Here is a 20,215-nt window from a genome sequence, read left to right as displayed (position 1 = left end):
CTTTAATTGGGCTCACACTAACTTATGTATATCCACTTGTAATGGGATCACTCTGATTTTTATTTATTAACCGGCTGACCTAAAAGTGGAAAAGTATTTCAGGCCAGCCGTATTGTTGATATAAAAAATGCTTAATTATGGTTTATCCCACCAAAGGCGGGTGCCACCATTATCCGGGCCACCAAGCATCTGAACAGCTTTAGTAACCTCTGTGAGATTGGTGTTATATTCATTTTGCTGGAAAGGCAGTCGCCTGATCTGAACATCAGTAGAAATGGTTCCTGCGCTATTGTTATGTACTACCGGAAATAATTTTGGATAACCGGTGCGACGGAACTCAGTCCAGGCTTCCTGTCCTTCAGGGAACATAGCGATCCATTTTTGTGTAATGATGCGTTCCATTTTTATGTTGTCGGGAGCAGCATCATTCCATTTGATGGTAGTGGAAGAAGGACTGGGGGCATTGTTAGCCGGAGCTTTAGGGTCTGTATAAGCATCTGGTACGCTGATGGCGTCATTTATATAGGTAGCAGAGGCAACACCCCATTGTGCCAGTGAAGTGGTAATACCCTGTTCATACAGTTGCTGTGAAGTACCACCTGCATTACTCCATCCATGCAGCGCTGCTTCTGCCCGCAGGAAGTACACTTCAGCAGCAGTCATTAACTGCACTGGTGTAGTGAGTGTGAAGAAAGGAGAAGGGCCATCTTTTAAATTAATAGATGAATAATTTACATAATCACTTTTAGCATTTGATCCTGTGATGCTGCCGATACGTATACCCTTGTATTGTGCAGGAAAGGAAGTATCTGTTGATTTATCCAGGTATTTACTGGTACGCGGATCTTTATAACCCGTCAGGTAACATTGAATAGAAGCATTGACCCTTGAATCAGCCCAGTTTTGTTGGAGAAATACAAGCGGATTGGTGAAACCTGCACCGGATACTTTTACGGTCATGTTGTCCGTGTTATCCGTGATTACGCCACCATTAGCAGGATTGAGTGCTATCTCTGCCTGTGCCTTTGCCGTTGTTGGATCTGCTTTGATAATATGCATCGCCAGACGGAGCCTTAACGAATTGGCAAATTTCAGCCACTGGGTAAAGTTACCCGCATACACAACATCGAAGGTGCTGAAATTGAATGGGAGCGGTTTGCCACTGCTGATATAAGTACGCAGATTGGTAGTGGCAGTATCCAGTTCCCTGAAGAAACGATTGTAAATATCCTGCTGGCTATCGTAAGCGATACCTGTTTTAGCTGTACCTGCCTTGCTGTATGGAACAGGACCATAAATATCAGTTACACGGCTCATGCCTGCTACCTGTACAATCTGTGCTACTGCCCATATGGAAGGAAATGTATTTTCCACGCCGGTGTTGCGCAACTTGCTGATAGGCGACATAACGCTGAGGTAACCAACTTTAAATGCTTCACCATTCCAGCCGGTTACCAGGAAATAATTCAGGTTAGTTTGACCACCAAAAGGATTGGGCGACATCATGTATCCGGAGAAACAATCTGCATTCAGGTTTTGCTGTACCTGGAAAGAGTTAGGATCTCCTCCGCCGGAGAAATTATAAATCGCCATCTCGGCAGATTTAAGATAGAGCCCCAAGGCGTTAAAATCAGCAGTGAGACTGCCATCTGGTACACCGGTATTATCTGTATTATAGCTTTCGAAATTTTTGGTACATGCGCTCATACCCAGTAGTAGTGCTGCTATTGCTACACATATGCTGTATTTATGACGAAGTATTTTATTAGGAAGTTTCATCTTGTTCAATTTTTCAGTAAATGATTTTTAGAAAGAAGCATTTAATGTGAGGCCATAGCTACGGGTAGCAGGCAACATAAATACATCTACACCGCCCAGGCCATTTGCAGTAGACATGCTTTGTTCAGGATCAAAAGGTGCTTTCTTAGAGAAATACAACAGGTTACGACCTGTCAGCGAGAACTTCAGTGTTTTTACAAATGAATGTGTTACCGGTACGGTGTAACCCAGTGCAACTTCACGCAATCTTACTGTGGTAGCACTGTACATATATTCTCCGGAGATAGCTTCGCGTCCGCCAATAGTGGAATACCATTTTTGTGCATCTACTGTTGTAACCGGATGGCCGCCGGGATCCACACCATTTACTTTTACACCGCCGGCATCACGGGCATCACCACTGGTTTTGGATACACCATATTGATCCAGCATAGACTGCGTTACTGACATTACCTTTCCACCAAACTTGCCATCAATCAGGAAGGAGAGGTTGAAATTGTTGAATTCAAAATTATTGTTCCATCCTAACTGCCACTTTGTATTAGCGTTACCCAGGTATACAAAATCACCACCCTGTTTAATAGGTTTGCCATCAGCATCTATCATTATCCGTCCCTGATCGTCGCGTTTTAATACATTGCCATAAATATCTCCAAAGGAACCACCTACTTTAAATTGGGAAACATAGTTAGCACCGGAAGCACCGCTGATAGTGAAACGATCTACCTGTGGCGACAAGGAAATGATCTTGTTTTCGTTTGTTGCAAAATTGATTCCGGTATTCCATTTCAGTTTAGTATGACGCAGTACATCATAGCGTACTACTGCCTCTGCACCCTGGTTCTGAATATTGCCGGCATTAATGTAAAAATTATCGAGGAAGGTACCATTGGAAGCAGCTATTTGCATCGTTTGGTTAGTGGTATTGGTTTTATAATAGGTAAGATCCACACTCAGGCGGCTTTCAAAAAAGCGCCATTCTGTACCTAATTCCAGTGATTTTGTTTTCTCTGGTTTTAAGGTATTAAAGGGTGCAAAAGTATTAGGAAGAACAGAGCCTCCGGCGCCGAATGTATTTCGTGCTGCATTACTTTGATACACCAGTGGCGAATTACCCACTACTGCATAGGATCCGCGTACTTTTCCGAAGCTGATATGCTGCGGCATGTGTACCAGCTGACTCAGGATGACGTTTAACCCTGCTGACGGATAAAAATAAGATACGCTGGGTGTAAATGCCAGGTTGGATGACCAGTCATTGCGGGCGGTCAGATCCAGGTACAGCCAGTCTTTATAAGAGATATTGGTGCTGGCAAATACAGATTGAACCTGGTTATGATTTTGCGGCAAAGAGCCGGAATTTTTTGCATTGAGTGTTTTAAAATTCTGCAGGGCGAAGAGATTAGGAATATTCAGGCCATCCTGTCCGGAATTGAGAAAATCTCCTAAAGTCTTTACATCACGGATACTACCACCCAGTACACCCGTGATCCGGAAGGATTGCACCGGTATATTAAAATTAGCGATCAGGTCGCCATATTGTTGTGTAGTGGTGTTATTACTGTAGTTATACACACCATTGGCAGGTGCCAGTACATGGTTGGTGCCGGCATATATTTTTTGTTCGTACACATCACTGATCCTGTCAATACTTCCTCTTCCCTGTATATTCAGCCAGGAGTTGATATCATATTTCAGGCTGGCGTTAGCGAGGATTCTGTTGCGTGTTAATGAATTGATGTTGCGGTTCATAATCCACCATGGATTTTGCTGTACATCTTCATCAAACGGCCAGTTCTGCACATTTAAAAAGTTCCTGGAAGGATCCGGTGTTTCAAACTGATCTTTATAAGGTCTTATATTTTGCCCGCGTGGAAACAGGTACAATCCTGTAAGCGGATTAAAGTACAATCCGGAAAGTGGTGTATTATCGATCTTTTGTGTGATGTAGTTAACGTCAGCAGTAGCGGTCAGTTTATCATTTAAAAAATGGCCGGTTTCTTTAAAATCCAGGTTATTACGACCCAGTTTATTACCTGGTTCTATGCCTCTTGCAGATGTGTTGGCATAAGAAAAATAAGTCTGCATTTTTTCTGTACCACCAGACAGGCTGATGGAGTTGGTGAAATTCTGGCCGGTTTGGAAAAGCGCGGACAGGTTATCCGGCGCACCATTTATTTGCGGGCCCCAGCTTTGGGTTTTTCCCGCTGCTGTTTGACCATAGTGATTTTGGAAAGCAGGTTTGTAGGCAGCTGTTGTAATATTGAAGCCGGATGAGAAATTGATCACGGTACGACCGGATTTCCCGCTCTTGGTAGTAACAATGATCACACCGTTGGCACCCTGGCTGCCATACAAAGCAGCAGCAGAAGCTCCTTTCAGCACGGATACACTTTCGATATCATCCGGGTTCAGGTTAGAGATGGGATCTCCGCCATCATAAGCGGTGCTGCCACCGTATATACTGGATGGTTGCGTGGTAAGGGTATTATTCATTGGTACACCGTCAATCACATACAATGCCTGGTTGCTGCCAACGCCGGATTTACTACCGCGCAGTATCACTTTAGCAGAACCTCCCACGCCGGAAGCGCTGGAAGAAATAGTTAAGCCGGCTACTTTACCATTCAGGGTATTAATCAGGTTGGCATCTTTTGCTTTTGTAAGCTCAACACCATCTATCTGCTGCGTGGCATAAGTAATAGATTTCTCTGTTCTTTTAATACCTAATGCAGTTACTACCACGGCGCCCAGTTGGCTGTTAGCGATGGTTAATACAATCTGCAGATTGGTATCACTGCCTACAGTTACCTGTTTGCTTTCATAACCCAGGAAGCTGACCTGCAGGATATCACCGGCATTAGCCTGTATGGTGAAGTCACCCTGTACATTGGTGATGGTACCTCTGGTTGTTCCTTTTACCTGTATTACTACACCAGCCAGTGGTTGCCCCCCGGCGTCTGCTACTTTTCCCTGTATGGTAATTGCCGGAGCGCTGACGGTGTGTGTTGTTGTTGCTTCTTTTGTTTTAGGACTGATCACAATTGTTTTGTCTACAATACTGTAGTTAAACAATTTATTATTCAGGCAGCTGTTGAGTACATCTGTGAGAGAGGCCTGGTTCATATTGATGTTTACCGGCGGGACATTTTGCAGTAATTTTTCATCATAAATAAACTCATAGCCGGTTTGCCGGCTGATACTGTTAAACACATCATATAGGGGGAGGTGTTTCCCCTTGATGGTAACAGATTGAGAAAATGTTTTGGCGCTCAGGTTCAGGGAGAGTACCAAAGTAAGTATTGCAGTTAATCGCATAATCAACAGTAATTTTCTTTGCATACGCCCGTATTTACTTTGGGCTTTGCAGGTACCAAGTAGTTCCATACTTTTGTTTTGTTGGCTTAAAAGTTCAATTTTCTTAATTAGCGTTAGGGAGTTGGGTTGCCAGCTATGGCCGGGAGCGTTCCAGCGCTTCCGGTTTTTTTTGCACCCGATAGTGGAATTCATTACGTCTTCATAACATAAAATGTTTAATTATCAATGGCACCTGTGGACAGGATGCTTTATCATGGCAGATCCGACGGTTTTACCGTGATCTTGCTGTCGGTTATATCAAAATGAACGCGTTTGGTTGTTGCTAAAATTTTCAATAATGCGGCGGCATTCTCCCTGCGGGAAATGATGCCTGTGAGGCGTATATCTGAAAGATCTCCCTGGTAGGCTATCTCCACATTATACCATCTTGCCACCTGCCGCATAATGGTTTGTATGCTCGTATTGCGGAAGCGGAACTTCCCTTCTTTCCAGGCCAATGCCTGTTCCATATCAGCTTTTTCTACTACAAACTGTTTGTCTCCGGGCGACAAACTGCCTCCAAACCCGGGTTTGAGCAGGCTTTGACTACTGCCATGTATTAATTGTACAGCGCCTTCCTCCAATGTGGTGGTGATGGTTTGTTCATCAGGATAAGCCATGATATTGAAGCTGGTGCCTAATACATTTACTTCCATGTCAGCTGTGCCGGCTACTTTTACCTTAAAAGGCATTTGTGCGTTAGCAGCGATCCGGAAGTAGCCTTCCCCCGTGATTTCCACCAGTCGTTCTTTGCCGGTAAAAGCAGTGGGGAAGCGGATGCTGCTGGCTGCATTCAGCCATACTTTGCTGCCGTCTGCCAGTGTTAGTTGATATTGTCCTCCGCGGGGTGTTGATACCGTGTTGTATACTACCTTTTCTGCTGTGCCTTCAGTGGTATAGGCCAGTCCCTGGATCGTGTTTACAATACGTGTGCTGCCTTGCTGTGCCAGTGCTCCGATGTTGGCACTATCCAGGGGAATTGTTTTACCATCTGCCAATGTCAGCACGGCTTTATTGGACCCTGGTGATAAAGGGGGCTGTTTTATGGCTGCCAGTGGGGCAGCATGCCTTTTTTGTACGAGGAACAGGCTGCCAATGATCAATGCTGCGCCCAGTATGGCCGCAGCAGCCATGTACCATCTTTTTCTATTGTTAACGGTATGTATTGGATAAACCGGTTGTTCCGCTGGTTGCAGGATAGCTTGTAGTATTTTATCTGCGTCTTCCTTTTTCCAGCCGCTATCAGGTACATCGCTGTATAATGAGGCGAGAATATCTTCTTTAATGTTTAATCCATAATCATCCTGTGCTACCATGGCTTTTAAGCGCAGCAATTCTTCCTGACTGATCTGGCCATTCTTAAATTTTTCAAGTAATAACATTACTTCCTTTATGGACATAAACAAGATTTTGGAAGGGTGATTGGAGGTAAAGACGAGCGACGGAGAAAAAAGGAGTACTCCGGGTGAAAATATTTTTTAAAGGAGATATTTACTTAAAATGGGGGTATTGACGGCGGAGAATTATTTGCGGGTGATCAGGAGGATGATCAGCAGGAGGATGTCGTTTTGAAGATGTGCTTTTACAAAAGCCCGGACAGCATGAACAGCAATGCTCATTTGTTTCTTGACGGTATGGATAGAGATATTTAAGCGAATAGAGATCTCTTCGTTACTAAATCCCTGGTTTCTTGCCAGGTATACTTTTTTACGTTCAGGTGGGAGGCAGGAAACAGCGGAGTCTATTAGCTTTTCGTATTCCCGTTCTATCAGGAGGTGATCAGTATCATTTCCTGCGGCAGGTTGGTTTTGATGATGAAGATCATATGCTTTTAACCTTACCATTTGTTTTTTAAAGCCGTCGTAGATATGGTTGCGGGTAAGAATAAACAGGTAGTCTTTAAAGTTTTTCACCATGTTCATCTCTTCCTTTTTCAGCCATACCTTCAGGAATATTTCCTGTACAATTTCCCGGGAAAGCCCGTTGTCTTTCAGGTAAAGCATCCCCACATCAAATACCTGTTTACTGTAATGATGAAAAAGGATAGTGTAGGCATTTTTATCACCAAGGGCAACCTGCTTTAGTAATTCCTGCTCATCAGGTAAGGAGGCGATAGACAAAGTGAAACATTTATTTACCTATACAAAATTAATAACGAAGGTAAATTTAGGGGACCCGGATTTAATAATAAAATAATTTATCTAAATTCATCCTCCATGGTGGGATGGAGGATGAATCGCCATGTTGACTTTTTACTATCTCTTCCACTTATTACCCGTCAGGTCGTAGTGTTTCATTTCTTCTATATTGTTGTAAAAAGGTTTTACCAGGTTAAAAAAAGGCATAAATTCCGGGCTGCTGCGGAAACCGCTCATGTGCTCGTCTTTAGAGGTCCAATGAATGGTAACTATATAGTGGTTGGGTTCTTCTATACCATGAATGACTTCATAGCCAAGACAATATTTTGAAGCCTGCAGCTGTTTGCCGGCTTCAGCATAGGCTGTTTCAAAATTGCGGTGTTCATTTTCAGGAATATTATACCGGATGATTTCAACCGTATAATTTTTTTCTACGCTCATTACTGGATTTTTATTTTGTGAAAATGTTTTGGTTAAACAGCAGATCATAAAAACAATACAAAGGATTTTAGTTTTCATTTTTTCTTTATTATTTGTGGAATACAAATGTAATGACGGGTTTTATGCTGAAACAGACCTTACCAAAAAGTAGGCTGGCAGTGCCTGAATATTGTTATTTTGTAATGCCTTAATTTTTGTAAGTATGATACAGCTCAACAATAAAACATACACTTGTCCGGTAGATGTAACCCTTGGTTTTATCGGGGGTAAGTGGAAACTGCTTATTCTTTCCCATCTGCATCAGTTTGATAGAAAAAGTTATAGTGAGATAAGAGATAACCTGCCGGGTATTTCTGAAAAGATGTTGAGCCAGCAATTGAAGGAACTGGAAAGGGATCAATTGGTGGAGAAGAAAATACTGGCATTGAAACCATACAGGGTAGAATATTTTCTGTCTGTGCAGGGGAAGTCGCTCTCACCGTTGTATGCGTTTGTGAGTGAATGGGGAATAAAATATTTAAAAGAACAGGGAATAGATTATCTGAAGGATCAGCATCTGTATAAATAAATATTTATGATCCGGGCATTACGCATGTACACTGCGGTTTAAGGTGTTATTTTACATCTGTTCCCAACCGGATTTATTCCATCAGCGATAGTTAATTGTACCCTTATGAATGAAATTGTTTTTTGGCAGATTATTGAAGATGCATGGACTGCTGCACCGGCTTTACAGGCTATGCGTGCAAGCGCATTGCAAACAAATGATCCATCATTAATTGAAGATCTTACAGGAAAAGTATACGGTGCCATTACAAATAATATCCGGCAAATACTGCTGGGGCTTGATAAAGAAGGGTTGACTAAGTTTAATCATATGATGGAGGAACGGTTGTTTCATATTGACCGGAAAGAAATCCATCAATATACAAGTGGGTCAGATGATGGTTTTCTTTATTGCAGGTGTTTTATAGTGGGCATGGGAAAAGCATATTACGATATGATTGATAACAACCCGGCTAAGGCTACCAGTGATGCGGAAGCAGAGATTGTTGGTTTTATCGGGTATGTTGTATATAAAGAATTGTTTGGAGAAGACTTTGTCCGGTATTCCGTACATAGTATTGAAACATGTGCTAATGCCCGGGGATGGGACAGAAAAACAAATAAGGAAACTTTCATGAATGATGAAATCTATGGAATAGATCAGGACCATGCCCATAAAAGGGCAGTTGCATTGATCCCGGAAGAATTTTTCTGGGATTGTTCAGATGAATTGGCTCCTTTTGGTTCTGATGAAGGTGATGAAGGACTGGCTGAATTCAGGAACTGGCGGAAAGCCAATCCGGATACCCCTACCATCGAATGCTTAAAATGGACCATTGAATCAGTCGGAGAAATGACGTTTGCTGATTACAATGAAAACCTGTTACAGGCAGAGTTGATTCAACGTAACATGAATGATCCTGATTATGATGATCAGCAATATATTTTTACACTTGATATTTCTGTGATCGCAACTGGTTTTGGCCAACTGGTAGATGAGGGTGTAATGGATACAGCAAACAAACCGATTATTAAAATTGCTATTGAAAGACAAATCATATGGGCACAGTTGATAGCAGGTTGGGAACACACAGCGGAGTATGTATCTAATCTTAATGTACTGAAACGTGCATTGGAAGAGGCTTAGCTCCGCTGATTGATAGCTGTTGTATTTATCTTAAAATAAAAAACAGGCGCCGGATCATGTAACAATTTCTCTTTTCACACCGGGGATTTCCAGTACAAGGTCTGCTCCGTAAGCAGTGGCAGGTGTTTGATAGCCAGGCTGCCATTGATTATTCCATATTTTCTGTGCAATCAGTAAACAGCTGTACATCGTAAGCGTATATCCATCAGGGCCTGTTAACCTGGCAGTAGCTGTTTTTCCGGCAGCATTGGTGGCTTGTCCCCATACCAGGCTGAAAGCTTTGCTGCGCATATCATCGCTGGGGCCGGCCGGGCATTGTTTGATTTTCTTTTTAATAAAGTTACGTACCGCGGAGGTGCGTAACAACCAGTTAAATAATCCCTGCAATTTTAAAAGGCGATAGACTTTCGGAGACATCCCTGTGTAGGAAATAATATCAGGAATACCAGTGCTGAAATATGCGGTGGATATATCTCCCCAGGGAATACTCATGGCAAACAATTTCTTCGGACCAAAATCAATCCACTGCCCTTTATGCCCCAGGGGCGTACGAATGATCTTCCCTGCTTTTCTGATAGCGCCGCCTTCTCCTAATTTGTATATCATAGACATGGCGGTGCCATGAGATACACCGCCGCCCGTAGTGGCAAAAGCCAGTTGCAGGTCAATGGCATCCGGCAATAACTTTTTTAATAGAAGGGCTATACAATCGGTAGGTACTACATCAAAACCCGCACCTGGTAAAAGCATGATCCCGGCGGCTTTAGCGGCCTGGTCATATTGGTGCAGCATTTCAAAAACACTGATATCACCGTTGATATCCAGGTAATGGGTACCGGTTTGAAGGCAGGCTTCCACCATTTGTCTGGCTGTCAAATGAAATGGCCCGGCTGCATGAATCACCAGTTTCACTTCTTTTAAAGCACTTAATAAAGCAGTGGTATCATCTAACTCAATCACCTTATAGGGCAAGTTCAATTTTGCTGCCAACGGCGCCAGGGCTGCTTCCCGTCTGCCTGCCAGAATGGGATGCAGCTGGTATTGAGCAGCATAGCGGGCTATCAGTTCACCCGTATATCCATTGGCTCCGTAGAGCAAAAAAGAATTGCTTTGCATACTGAAATGTACGGGTTTTATCTATCCGTCAGCCACCATCTAATCATTTATTTCCTATATTCACCATTAAATAATTATAAATTTATTCCACCGGTAGTTTATGAAATATACATCGCGGATAGTGGATGAAAAGAACCTGCTGCAGCTAATTTCCGAAGGTGACAGACCATCTTATGCCATTTTGTATACACATTATTACCCGCTTTTGTACCGGTTTATCTATTTTATCTGCCAATCGCAGGAAGATACAGAAGAAATTATACAGGAGGTTTTACTGAAGATCTGGGAGAAGAGAGCCGTATTGATTACGATCGCTTCTTTTGAAGATTACCTGTTTCGCATGGCCAAAAACAAGCTGGTAGATATGACCCGGCGTCAGGCTACCAAATTAAAAATGGTGCAACAGGTAGCCCGGCAATTGCCGGAAGCAGATGACCGTACAGAAAAGGACCTCATTTATAGTTTGTATTATAAAACAGCCATCACTGCTATTGAACAGTTGCCGGCACGCAAAAAAGCGATCTTCCTCATGAGCGCACAGGAGGAAATGACACTGGATGAGATAGCCCGTGCATTAAATATTTCCCGGTCGGCGGTGAAGAAGCAGCTATATGCGGCCATCCGTTTTATCAAAGAACAGCTCAAAGATCATGCAGAATGGGCCACAGTAGTGGTTTTGTGTTATTGTCAGTATCTCCGGTAACGGTTACTCCAAAAAAAATCTACTTTTTTTTCCTTTTAGGGTGTCCGGTTTTTCCGTTCATCCGTCTTTATAGCAATGAAGCGCATGAATCAGGCAGCAATAATATCGATCATAGAGAAATATGCACAGGGAATCCTGCTATCGCAGGAGGAAGAAGTGTTATTGACCAGCTGGATGCAACAGGTGAAACCATCCGCATTTCAGGCGCTGCTGGACCAATGTGAAAATATACCTGATACTTTCCGTGCGTATCCGCAGATGCCGGACACGTTCAAAGCTACGCTGGAAGCCCGGATTGATCAGCAGGAGCAGCAGGAAAAAGTGGACAGTCACACAGGTATCTTTTATTTATACGGAAAGAAAATAGCAGTAGCTGCTACCATTGCACTAATGGTAATAGCCGGCTCATTTGTATATAAACATTACCGCGCTGGTGGAAAAGAAGTGGTAGCGCAACAACAGCCACAAAATACAGATCCGGCACCTGGTGGTAATCGTGCCGTACTCACGCTGGCAGATGGTTCTACCATTGTATTGGACAGCGCTAAGAATGGTGTGTTGTCGCAGCAGGGCAATACACAGGTCATCAAGTTATCTAACGGGCAACTGGCTTATAATGCCAGCAAAAGTAATGGGGAAGCACCTTTTAATACTATTACCACACCTAACGGCGGACAATACCACATTGAATTGCCGGACGGTACAGGTGTATGGCTGAATGCGGCCTCTTCTCTGCGTTTTCCTGCCAGTTTTAGCGGCGCCACACGCACGGTGGAACTTATAGGTGAAGGTTATTTTGAAGTGGCTAAAAACGCGGCTATGCCGTTTATTGTACAATCAAAAGAAGCGACGGTAGAAGTATTAGGCACTCATTTTAATATGAATGCCTATGAAGAAGAAGGCGTGATAAAAACCACACTGCTGGAAGGCGCAGTGAAATTTCACGATAAAACTGCTGTACTGCGCTTAATCCCTGGCCAACAGGGGCAACTATTCCGCAACGGCACTATGCAACTAATAAAAGACGCGGATGTAGACCAGGCGGTTGCCTGGAAAAACGGTTACTTTCAGTTTGATGGTATTGACTTAGCAGCCCTGATAAGACAAATAGCACGCTGGTATAACCTGGAAGTCGTGTACGAAGACAAAGTACCGGAACGTGAATTTACCGGGAAAATTTCCAGGACCGTTTATTTGTCAGAAGTGATCAAAGCCCTGGAACTGAGCGATGTACATTGCAGGCTCAATGGAAACCGGCTGATTGTAATGCCATAATAAGCTGAACACTTGTACTACAATAATATCTGAACACTTGTAATGTCACGATGATTTGAATGCCAGTTATTAAAAACGCACTGTTCCACCTTGAAAAAAATGTATATGCCGTAACAACCAGGCCCACGCTAAATCGTAAGAATTAAAAAATTACTGAAAGGTAATGTCGGAGCAATAAAAAAAACCAGGAGTGTTGGAAGCACTCCCGGCTCACTATGCTCAGGCCAAACTTAAAATGCTCGTTTACTGCTATTTTTTATTTAAACCTAAACCAAACAAAGGTATGTATCTATTCGTACTACGCAAAACCGCGCCAGGGCGTGGAGCTTTGCTGACTAAATTATTGTGGATAATGAGATTAACAACCATTCTGCTATTAGCAGGAATCCTCCACGTAAGTGCTAAAGGATTTTCGCAGAAAATCACGCTCTCCCAAAAGAATATCCCGCTAAGCAAGGTATTCGCTGCTATCCAGCAGCAAAGCGGCTTGTCCATGTTATACGATAATAAACTCATCCGGCATTCGGGAAATATAGATATCGATGTAAAGGATGCTACGCTGGAAAACGTACTGAATGAATGTTTGAAGGATCAGCCATTGACCTATGTTATCACTAAAAGCATCATCATCATCCGGAAAAAAGCCGACTTTCCCCTGGTCTTTCCTCCCCAAATCATCACCGGGCAAGTGCTCGATGCGGCAGGTGATCCCGTACCCGGTGCAACCATATTCATTAAAGAACTGAAAAAAGGTACACAAACCAATGTAAAAGGAGAGTTCACCCTGCAGGGGATTGCTCCCGGTAATTATACGCTGGTTATTAGTTCCATTGGTTTTGATGCACAGGAAAAAACAATTAAAGTAGGTAGCGAAACACTAACGGTGCCGGTTATATTAAAAGCAGGTGTGAGTAAACTGCAGGAAATGGTGGTAACCGCGCTGGGTATACAAAAATCATCCAGGTCAGTTACTTATAATGTGCAAACCATTTCCGGAAAGGAAGTGAACACCGTAAAAGATCCGAGTTTTATAAACAGTCTTACCGGCAAGGTGGCTGGTGTAACCATCAACAGCAGTACTTCCGGTATAGGTGGTTCTACCCGCGTGATCATGCGTGGGGTGAAATCATTGTTCTATAATAATAATGCGCTGTATGTGGTAGACGGTATTCCTTTGCCTAATCTCTTTACCGGACAACCTTCTGGTCTTTTCGGCGGATCAGATGGGGGAGATGGTATTGCCAATTTCAATCCGGAAGATATTGAAAGTATGTCGGTATTAACAGGTGCTTCTGCTGCTGCATTGTACGGTAGCCAGGCGGCCAACGGTGCTATTATCATTACCACCAGGAAAGGGGAAGTAGGTAATACACGTGTTAATTTCAGTTCCGGTGCTACAATGTACAAACCTTTTGTACTGCCTCAAACACAAACCACCTACGGTTCTGTTCCGGGTTCTTTTTTAAGCTGGGGACCAAAATTGCAACAACCATTTAACTATCAGCCTAAAGATTTTTTCCAGACAGGTACCAACTTTACTAATTCTATAGATGTTTCTACCGGATCAGAAAGAAGTCAGACCTATGTTTCAGCTGCTGCGGTGAATGCAAAAGGTATTATTCCCAATAATACTTTTCATAGATATAACTTTTCTGCACGCAATACCAGCGAGCTGTATAAAGATAAATTAACGCTGGATGTAGGTGCTATGTACCTGACCCAGGAACAACAGAATCCTCCGCGTCCGGGACAATATTTTAATCCATTGCTGCCGGTATATTTATTCCCGCGTGGTGATACCATCAGCAAGTACCAGGATTTTGAAAGATTTGATCCCAACAGGAATTTCAGTACACAATACTGGCCTTACGGAGATCTCGGATTCCAGGCACAGAACCCATGGTGGATCATTAACAGGAATATGTTCAATACTAAGCGCGACAGGTTCATGGGATCTTTGGCGTTGAAGTATAATATCAACAGCTGGTTGAATGTATCCGGAAGGGTAAAACTGGATAATACCAATGATACCTATGATTCAGACCTGTATGCTACTACCATTAAGCTTTTGGCAGGTGGGGATAACGGCGGTTATACACATAGTACCACTAATACCAAACAGGTGTATGCAGATGTGTTGCTGAATATGAACAAACAATTCAATGATTTTAATGTAATGGCTACACTGGGTAGCAGTATTGTTGATAATAAAATAAATGGTATTGGTCAGGGAGGTAAATTACTGATGGTGCCTAACTTCTTTTCTCTGACGAATATAGACGCTGCTAATTCACGCCCTACACAAACACTGAGCCGTGATCAGACACAGGCCATCTTTTTCAGCGGACAACTGGGTTATAAAAACCGTTTATTCCTGGAAGTAACGGCTAGAAATGATTGGTCTTCTGCACTGGCATATGCAACAAAGTCTTCCTTTTTTTATCCGTCAGTAGGTTTATCCGGTGTGATCAGTGATATGTTACATCTGCCGGCTTTTATTTCTTATGCCAAATTAAGAACATCGTATAGTGGTGTAGGTAATGCCCCGCCAATTTATCTGACCAATCCTACTTATCCGATCAGCGCGAATGGTACACCCGGTACTATTACTACCCGGCCTTTCTCCGGTTTGCAACCTGAAAAAACAACCTCCTATGAAGCTGGTGCTGATCTGAGATTTTCGAAAGACCGGATCCATTTCAGTTTAACGTACTACAATGCGAATACCCGTAACCAGACATTCACCGTTACGCCGTCAGCAGGTGTAGGTGTAAGCGGTTATTATGTAAATGCAGGTAAGGTACAGAACAAAGGAATAGAAGCCTCTTTGGGCTTTAACGGATATGTAGGCAATGTATCCTGGAATCCTAATGTAACCTTTACTTTAAACAGGAATAAGATACTGGAAATGTTACCTGCCTTTACAGATCCTTATACCGGTGTAACGGTAAAACAGGATAGCCTGGTAGCAGCCAGTGCGGGTTCTTATGAAATGAAGCTGGCCAAAGGCGGTAGTACCGGCGATATTTATGCGCAGGGATTAGAAAAAGATGCCAACGGTAATTATGCAACGGATAATAAAGGGTTTCCTGTTATCAGCAAAAGTTTTGATAAGATAGGTTCCACCAATCCTGATTTTAATCTGGGCATCAACAATAGTTTCGGGTACAAAAATTTCAGTCTGAGTTTCCTGATAGATGCAAGAGTTGGCGGCAAGGTAATTTCAGCCACACAATCCATCATGGATTTTTATGGTGTTTCCACAGCCAGTGCTGATGCAAGAGATAAAGGGGGTGTATTCTTTAATGGTAAACAGGTAGATGCACAAACTTATTACTCCAAAGTGGCAGGTGCTTCCGGTGGTTCTACCGGTGCAATGGCACTCTATACCTACAGCGCTACCAACGTGCGTTTGAGAGAACTCTCGATAGGATATACACTACCCGGCAGTGCGTTAAACTATAAAGTACGCAGCATTAAATTTTCCCTGATAGCGAGAAACCTGTGGATGATTTATAACAATGCGCCTTATGATCCGGAATCTGTGGCAGCTACCGGCACCTTCTTCCAGGGCTTCGATTACTTTAATCCTCCCAGTCTGAAGAATATTGGTGCGAGTATCAAAGTGTCATTTTAAGTCATTGATTGTTTAAAACTGTTGTATGAAATTTAACACTAACTATAACTATAAAGGGATCCTTAGAATGGTTCCTGTTGTGCTGGCGGCGGGGCTGATGTTTACACAAACTTCCTGCACCAAAGATTATAAAAGTTTTAATACTAATCCTGTAGAGGTAACGGATTCCATGTTGAAGCTGGATTTTGTGGGATTAGGTATTTTTATAACACAGGAACAAACCAATGTTTTTCCCAATGCTACTTCGGGCGATGCATCCGCTTACCAGGTGGCCCAGAACCTGAGTGCCGATTTATATTCCGGGTACATGGGCACTCCTACTGCATTCAACGGCGGACAAAATAATTCCAATTACTTCATGATGCAGGGCTGGAACAATGCGGCCTTTAACGTGGGATATACCAGTGTTATGTCTGCATGGAATGAAGTAAAAAGGAGAGCTGCAGCAACGCATCCCGACATGTACGCAGTGGCCAGCATCGTAAAGGTGGAAGCCATGCACCGCGTTACTGATATTTATGGTCCGCTGCCCTATACCCGCTTTGGTGGCGGAGGAATTACCATTCCTTACGACAGCCAGGACTCAATCTATCACTCTTTTTTCCGTGAACTGGATACCGCCATTCAAACGCTGACTGCCTTTGTGCAGGCAAATCCTGGTCAGAAGCCTTTACAGAAATCCGATTTTGTATACGGCAGCGATTATAAAAAATGGATCCGGTTTGCCAATTCCCTGAAGTTACGCCTGGCAATGCGTATCGTATATGCGGAACCGGTATTGGCAAAACAAAAGGCAGAAGAAGCGGTTAGTAACAGTTATGGTGTATTAACCACCAATGACGACAATGCCAATGTTAAAACCACCAACGGTATCATCATTACACATCCTTTATGGGTAATTACTGATCCTTATGGGGATATCAGGATGAGTGCTAATATGGAATCTTTTTTAGTGGGTTATAAAGATCCCCGGTTATCATCCTACTTTAAGCCTTCCGTGGCATTCCCCGGCCAGTACAAAGGAATACGCAATGGTATCCAGATTGTAGCCAAATCAGACAGAGAAGGATTTTCCCAGTTGAATTTTCAGCAATCATCTCCTGTACAATGGATGACTGCTGCAGAAATATTCTTCCTCCGTGCAGAAGGTGCACTATGGGGTTGGAATATGGGCGGAACTCCGCAAAGTTTATATGAGCAGGGAATAGCTGTTTCCTTTGATCAGCATTCTGCCGGCAATGCCACCAACTACATCAATGATGCTGTAAGTAAGGCTGCGCCTTATATTGATCCGGTAAACGCTGCCAATAATGTGGCGGATCCTTCATCCGACCTGAGCACCATTACCATCAAATGGAATGATGGAGATAGTTTCGAAAGAAAGCTGGAACGTATCATCACACAAAAATGGATCAGCGTTTATCCTGATGGGGAGGAAGCCTGGAGTGAATTCAGACGCACCGGCTATCCTAAAATATTTCCTGTTGTAGTGAATAACAGCGGTGGTATCATTGATACAAAAGTGCAGATCAGAAGATTACCATTCCCGCTTTCTGAATACCAGAATAATACCACCGAAGTGGGTAAGGCCGCAGCCTTCCTGAGTGGCCCGGATAACCCCGGCACAAAGCTTTGGTGGGATAAGAAATAATTTTTCAATGACCTCTTTTTTATTTTTCACTCGTAATAAAAACAGATAAATGAAAAGACAATTAAATGCACTTTTAGCGCTATCCTTATTGGCAACTTTTCTTCTACTGATTACTGGTTGTCAAAAAGATTTAAAAGATAATTCTCTGCAAAAATTAGATGGTAAACTGGCGGCGGTTGCTGTCAGCACTAACCTTACTACCAGCCTGGCAGATCTGATCGCTTATAAAAAGTCCCCGCATGAAATCATGATGGGTTATTTCAGAACCTGGCGCGATAAGGCTGCCGGCGATCCGCGCAATACCGCTACGTTTAAGGACATCCCCGACAGCGTGGATATTGCAGTGGTTTTTGGTGGTCTTAATCCGGGTACTCCCTTTGCAGATAGTTTGAGGTTATCCTATATTCCTTATCTGCATGCAAGAGGCACCAAAGTGATCATCACCGGCGGTATTACATTGCCGGCAGGTTATACACACGATGCTACAGGTTATGCTGCCTATGCGAAGTTTATCATGGATTCTACGATCAATTATTTAGGATTGGATGGATATGATGTGGATGTAGAAAGCAACCCTTCCGGCAGTACGCTAACGGATATGGTGGGCATCTACAAAGCATTGTCCGGCTACATGGGCCCTCATTCCGGTACCGGTAAACTATTAACATACGATACTAACCAGGATGGATCTACGAATAATTTTTTTACACAGGTTTATACACTGGTAGACTACGTGTTTTTACAGGCTTACGGGAGGGGAGCCAGCACGCTGCAAGGTACATTCAATACCTATTCCAGCTATATCAGTGCCGGCAAGTTTATACCCGGATTTTCATTTTATGAAGAAAACGGGCAGGCAGCGGGCAACATCTGGTATGATGTTACTTATCCAAGAGATGGTACGGGTCGCGCTTATGACTATGCCCGCTGGGAACCCAGTGGTTCAGTGAAAAAAGGCGGCATCTTTGCTTATGCCATTGATCGCGATGTACCTGTTTTTACGGATAACATTATAGCACCTGATTTTGGTGTAACCCGTCAGCTGATTTCTATTATGAACCCGGTGGCTGTTTCCGGCGGTATTGCCGCTGGCGGAATATATAGCATTGCTCCAAGAGTAGCTGCCGGCAGCCGTTTGGATGTATCTGGCAGTGGAACAGCAAACGGAACTAAAGTGCAGATATGGACCAGTAATGGAACAAATGCACAGAAATGGAAACTGGTAGCGGCCAGCAGTGGATATTTCTATTTGCAACCGCAGTGTGCTACTGCGTCAGTGCTGGATGTATACGGTGCACAAACAGCAGATGGTACTAAAGTAGAGCTATGGCAGAGCGCAGGTGGGGCAAATCAGCAATGGAAAATTACTGATCTCGGCAATGGTTATTTTAAGTTAACACCTAAACATGCACCGGGCAGTGCATTGGATGTTAGTAATGGAGGCACTGCTGATGGTACACAGGTGCAGATATGGACAGATAACGGCACCAACGCACAACAGTGGCAGTTTACCCGTTTACAATAGTCATGTTTATATAGAGAAGCCCTGTCGATCAGCTGATTGGCAGGGCTTTTTTATGCGGTGTATTATATTGTTGTTACGTAGCGAAAATGCTTTTATTTCTGCTGTTGATACCGTAACTTTTAAGATTAAACACTATGCCATGAAAAAGTTATCTATCATCTTCACCTTATTACTTTCTTTTTTGGGAGTACTTAAAGCGCAAAATTCTCCGGTGGGCGCCTGGAAAGCAGTATCAGGAGAAACAACCAGCATATTATTGATTTCCCCTTCCTGGTTTACAGTTACGGACTTTAGTGATAAAAATTTTATCGCCAGCTATGGCGGTACCTGGAAGGCGGCAGACGGAGGCGAAACTGCTGTTCATATTACCTTTAATACCGCCAATCCATCGCAGGCAGGGCAGGATGCCACCGTGCCGGTAGGATTGGAAAATGGTCATCTTATAACATCCGCTCCAGGTGGAGGCAAACAGGAATGGACCCGGCTGGATGATGGAACAGGAACTTTGGCCGGTAACTGGCAGATGACCGCCAAAGAGCAGGATGGTAAGATGAATCCTATAACACCTGGTGCAACACAAACCTTTAAAATGCTTAGTGGTACCCGGTTTCAATGGGTAGTGATTAATGTTGAAAACGGAGAATTTTCTGATACCGGTGGTGGCAGCTACACTTTTGAAAATGGTACCTATACAGAAAAGATAGATTTTTTCTCAAAGGATAACGCCCGTATCGGTCTTGCACTTAGCTTTAAAGGTAAAGTGGATGGAAATAACTGGGATAATAATGGATTGAGTCCCAAAGGAGATGTGATACATGAAGTATGGAGCAGACCATAATTGTTAAGAATTACGAATTACGAATTGCGAATTACGGATCTCCGCGATGATCTTTGCGATGA

The 20,215-nt window shown here is 43.2% G+C and carries 14 protein-coding genes; 8 read left to right on the top strand and 6 right to left on the bottom strand.

Annotated features, from left to right (window positions below; genetic code table 11):
* Positions 1-135: 135 nt before the first annotated feature.
* The 5 genes from CLV51_RS18160 to CLV51_RS18140 all read right to left on the bottom strand — a co-directional run bounded on the left by CLV51_RS18160 (position 136) and on the right by CLV51_RS18140 (position 7,715).
* On the bottom strand, positions 136-1,779 hold the full coding sequence (locus CLV51_RS18160; RefSeq protein ID WP_106529466.1) for a RagB/SusD family nutrient uptake outer membrane protein: 1,644 nt from the start codon (positions 1,777-1,779) through the stop codon (positions 136-138).
* 27 nt (positions 1,780-1,806) lie between these two features.
* Entirely contained in the window at positions 1,807-5,121 is a 3,315-nt protein-coding gene (locus CLV51_RS18155; RefSeq protein WP_245898817.1) for a SusC/RagA family TonB-linked outer membrane protein, read from the bottom strand.
* 227 nt (positions 5,122-5,348) lie between these two features.
* Positions 5,349-6,536: a FecR family protein gene (locus CLV51_RS18150; RefSeq protein WP_106529465.1), complete on the bottom strand. Its 1,188-nt coding sequence runs from the start codon at positions 6,534-6,536 to the stop codon at positions 5,349-5,351.
* Positions 6,537-6,659: 123 nt separating this feature from the next.
* Entirely contained in the window at positions 6,660-7,256 is a 597-nt protein-coding gene (locus CLV51_RS18145; protein WP_106529464.1) for an RNA polymerase sigma factor, read from the bottom strand.
* Positions 7,257-7,391: 135 nt separating this feature from the next.
* Positions 7,392-7,715 carry an antibiotic biosynthesis monooxygenase family protein gene (locus CLV51_RS18140; protein WP_106529635.1) on the bottom strand — a complete coding sequence of 108 codons (324 nt, stop codon included), beginning with the start codon at positions 7,713-7,715 and terminating at the stop codon, positions 7,392-7,394.
* Positions 7,716-7,917: 202 nt separating this feature from the next.
* Between CLV51_RS18140 and CLV51_RS18135 the strand changes: the two genes are divergently transcribed.
* Positions 7,918-8,283 carry a winged helix-turn-helix transcriptional regulator gene (locus CLV51_RS18135; RefSeq protein WP_106529463.1) on the top strand — a complete coding sequence of 122 codons (366 nt, stop codon included), beginning with the start codon at positions 7,918-7,920 and terminating at the stop codon, positions 8,281-8,283.
* Positions 8,284-8,388: 105 nt separating this feature from the next.
* Complete coding sequence (locus tag CLV51_RS18130; protein WP_106529462.1) at positions 8,389-9,408, top strand: DUF4240 domain-containing protein; 1,020 nt, start codon at positions 8,389-8,391, stop codon at positions 9,406-9,408.
* A gap of 54 nt (positions 9,409-9,462) precedes the next feature.
* Here the strand turns inward: CLV51_RS18130 and CLV51_RS18125 are convergent, their stop codons facing one another.
* Positions 9,463-10,524, bottom strand: a complete 1,062-nt coding sequence (locus CLV51_RS18125) for a saccharopine dehydrogenase family protein (protein ID WP_106529461.1) — start codon at positions 10,522-10,524, stop codon at positions 9,463-9,465.
* A gap of 100 nt (positions 10,525-10,624) precedes the next feature.
* Here CLV51_RS18125 and CLV51_RS18120 point away from each other — a divergent pair, with 100 nt between their 5' ends.
* The 6 genes from CLV51_RS18120 to CLV51_RS18095 all read left to right on the top strand — a co-directional run bounded on the left by CLV51_RS18120 (position 10,625) and on the right by CLV51_RS18095 (position 20,153).
* Entirely contained in the window at positions 10,625-11,227 is a 603-nt protein-coding gene (locus tag CLV51_RS18120) for an RNA polymerase sigma factor (RefSeq protein ID WP_106529460.1), read from the top strand.
* 75 nt (positions 11,228-11,302) lie between these two features.
* Entirely contained in the window at positions 11,303-12,502 is a 1,200-nt protein-coding gene (locus tag CLV51_RS18115; RefSeq protein WP_106529459.1) for a FecR family protein, read from the top strand.
* 352 nt (positions 12,503-12,854) lie between these two features.
* On the top strand, positions 12,855-16,139 hold the full coding sequence (locus CLV51_RS18110; RefSeq protein ID WP_158267054.1) for a SusC/RagA family TonB-linked outer membrane protein: 3,285 nt from the start codon (positions 12,855-12,857) through the stop codon (positions 16,137-16,139).
* A 25-nt stretch (positions 16,140-16,164) separates the two neighbouring features.
* Entirely contained in the window at positions 16,165-17,790 is a 1,626-nt protein-coding gene (locus CLV51_RS18105; RefSeq protein WP_211302036.1) for a RagB/SusD family nutrient uptake outer membrane protein, read from the top strand.
* A 49-nt stretch (positions 17,791-17,839) separates the two neighbouring features.
* Positions 17,840-19,315 carry an EndoS/ChiA family endoglycosidase gene (locus CLV51_RS18100; RefSeq protein WP_106529457.1) on the top strand — a complete coding sequence of 492 codons (1,476 nt, stop codon included), beginning with the start codon at positions 17,840-17,842 and terminating at the stop codon, positions 19,313-19,315.
* 139 nt (positions 19,316-19,454) lie between these two features.
* On the top strand, positions 19,455-20,153 hold the full coding sequence (locus tag CLV51_RS18095) for a membrane or secreted protein (RefSeq protein WP_106529456.1): 699 nt from the start codon (positions 19,455-19,457) through the stop codon (positions 20,151-20,153).
* Positions 20,154-20,215: the final 62 nt, after the last annotated feature.

It is taken from the genome of Chitinophaga niastensis, assembly GCF_003014755.1.
GTDB classification, from domain to species: Bacteria; Bacteroidota; Bacteroidia; order Chitinophagales; family Chitinophagaceae; genus Chitinophaga; species Chitinophaga niastensis.
Note: the sequence above shows the minus strand (reverse complement) of the source record. Positions and strands in the feature narration are given on the sequence as shown.

Excerpts from the sequence above, each read along its gene's own strand:
- CLV51_RS18160 (WP_106529466.1), bottom strand. The coding sequence starts at position 1,779 with ATGAAACTTCCTAATAAAATACTTCGTCATAAATACAGCATATGTGTA.
- CLV51_RS18155 (WP_245898817.1), bottom strand. The coding sequence starts at position 5,121 with ATGCAAAGAAAATTACTGTTGATTATGCGATTAACTGCAATACTTACT.
- CLV51_RS18150 (WP_106529465.1), bottom strand. The coding sequence starts at position 6,536 with ATGTCCATAAAGGAAGTAATGTTATTACTTGAAAAATTTAAGAATGGC.
- CLV51_RS18140 (WP_106529635.1), bottom strand. The coding sequence starts at position 7,715 with ATGAGCGTAGAAAAAAATTATACGGTTGAAATCATCCGGTATAATATT.
- CLV51_RS18135 (WP_106529463.1), top strand. The coding sequence starts at position 7,918 with ATGATACAGCTCAACAATAAAACATACACTTGTCCGGTAGATGTAACC.
- CLV51_RS18130 (WP_106529462.1), top strand. The coding sequence starts at position 8,389 with ATGAATGAAATTGTTTTTTGGCAGATTATTGAAGATGCATGGACTGCT.
- CLV51_RS18125 (WP_106529461.1), bottom strand. The coding sequence starts at position 10,524 with ATGCAAAGCAATTCTTTTTTGCTCTACGGAGCCAATGGATATACGGGT.
- CLV51_RS18120 (WP_106529460.1), top strand. The coding sequence starts at position 10,625 with ATGAAATATACATCGCGGATAGTGGATGAAAAGAACCTGCTGCAGCTA.
- CLV51_RS18115 (WP_106529459.1), top strand. The coding sequence starts at position 11,303 with ATGAAGCGCATGAATCAGGCAGCAATAATATCGATCATAGAGAAATAT.
- CLV51_RS18110 (WP_158267054.1), top strand. The coding sequence starts at position 12,855 with ATGAGATTAACAACCATTCTGCTATTAGCAGGAATCCTCCACGTAAGT.
- CLV51_RS18105 (WP_211302036.1), top strand. The coding sequence starts at position 16,165 with ATGAAATTTAACACTAACTATAACTATAAAGGGATCCTTAGAATGGTT.
- CLV51_RS18100 (WP_106529457.1), top strand. The coding sequence starts at position 17,840 with ATGAAAAGACAATTAAATGCACTTTTAGCGCTATCCTTATTGGCAACT.
- CLV51_RS18095 (WP_106529456.1), top strand. The coding sequence starts at position 19,455 with ATGAAAAAGTTATCTATCATCTTCACCTTATTACTTTCTTTTTTGGGA.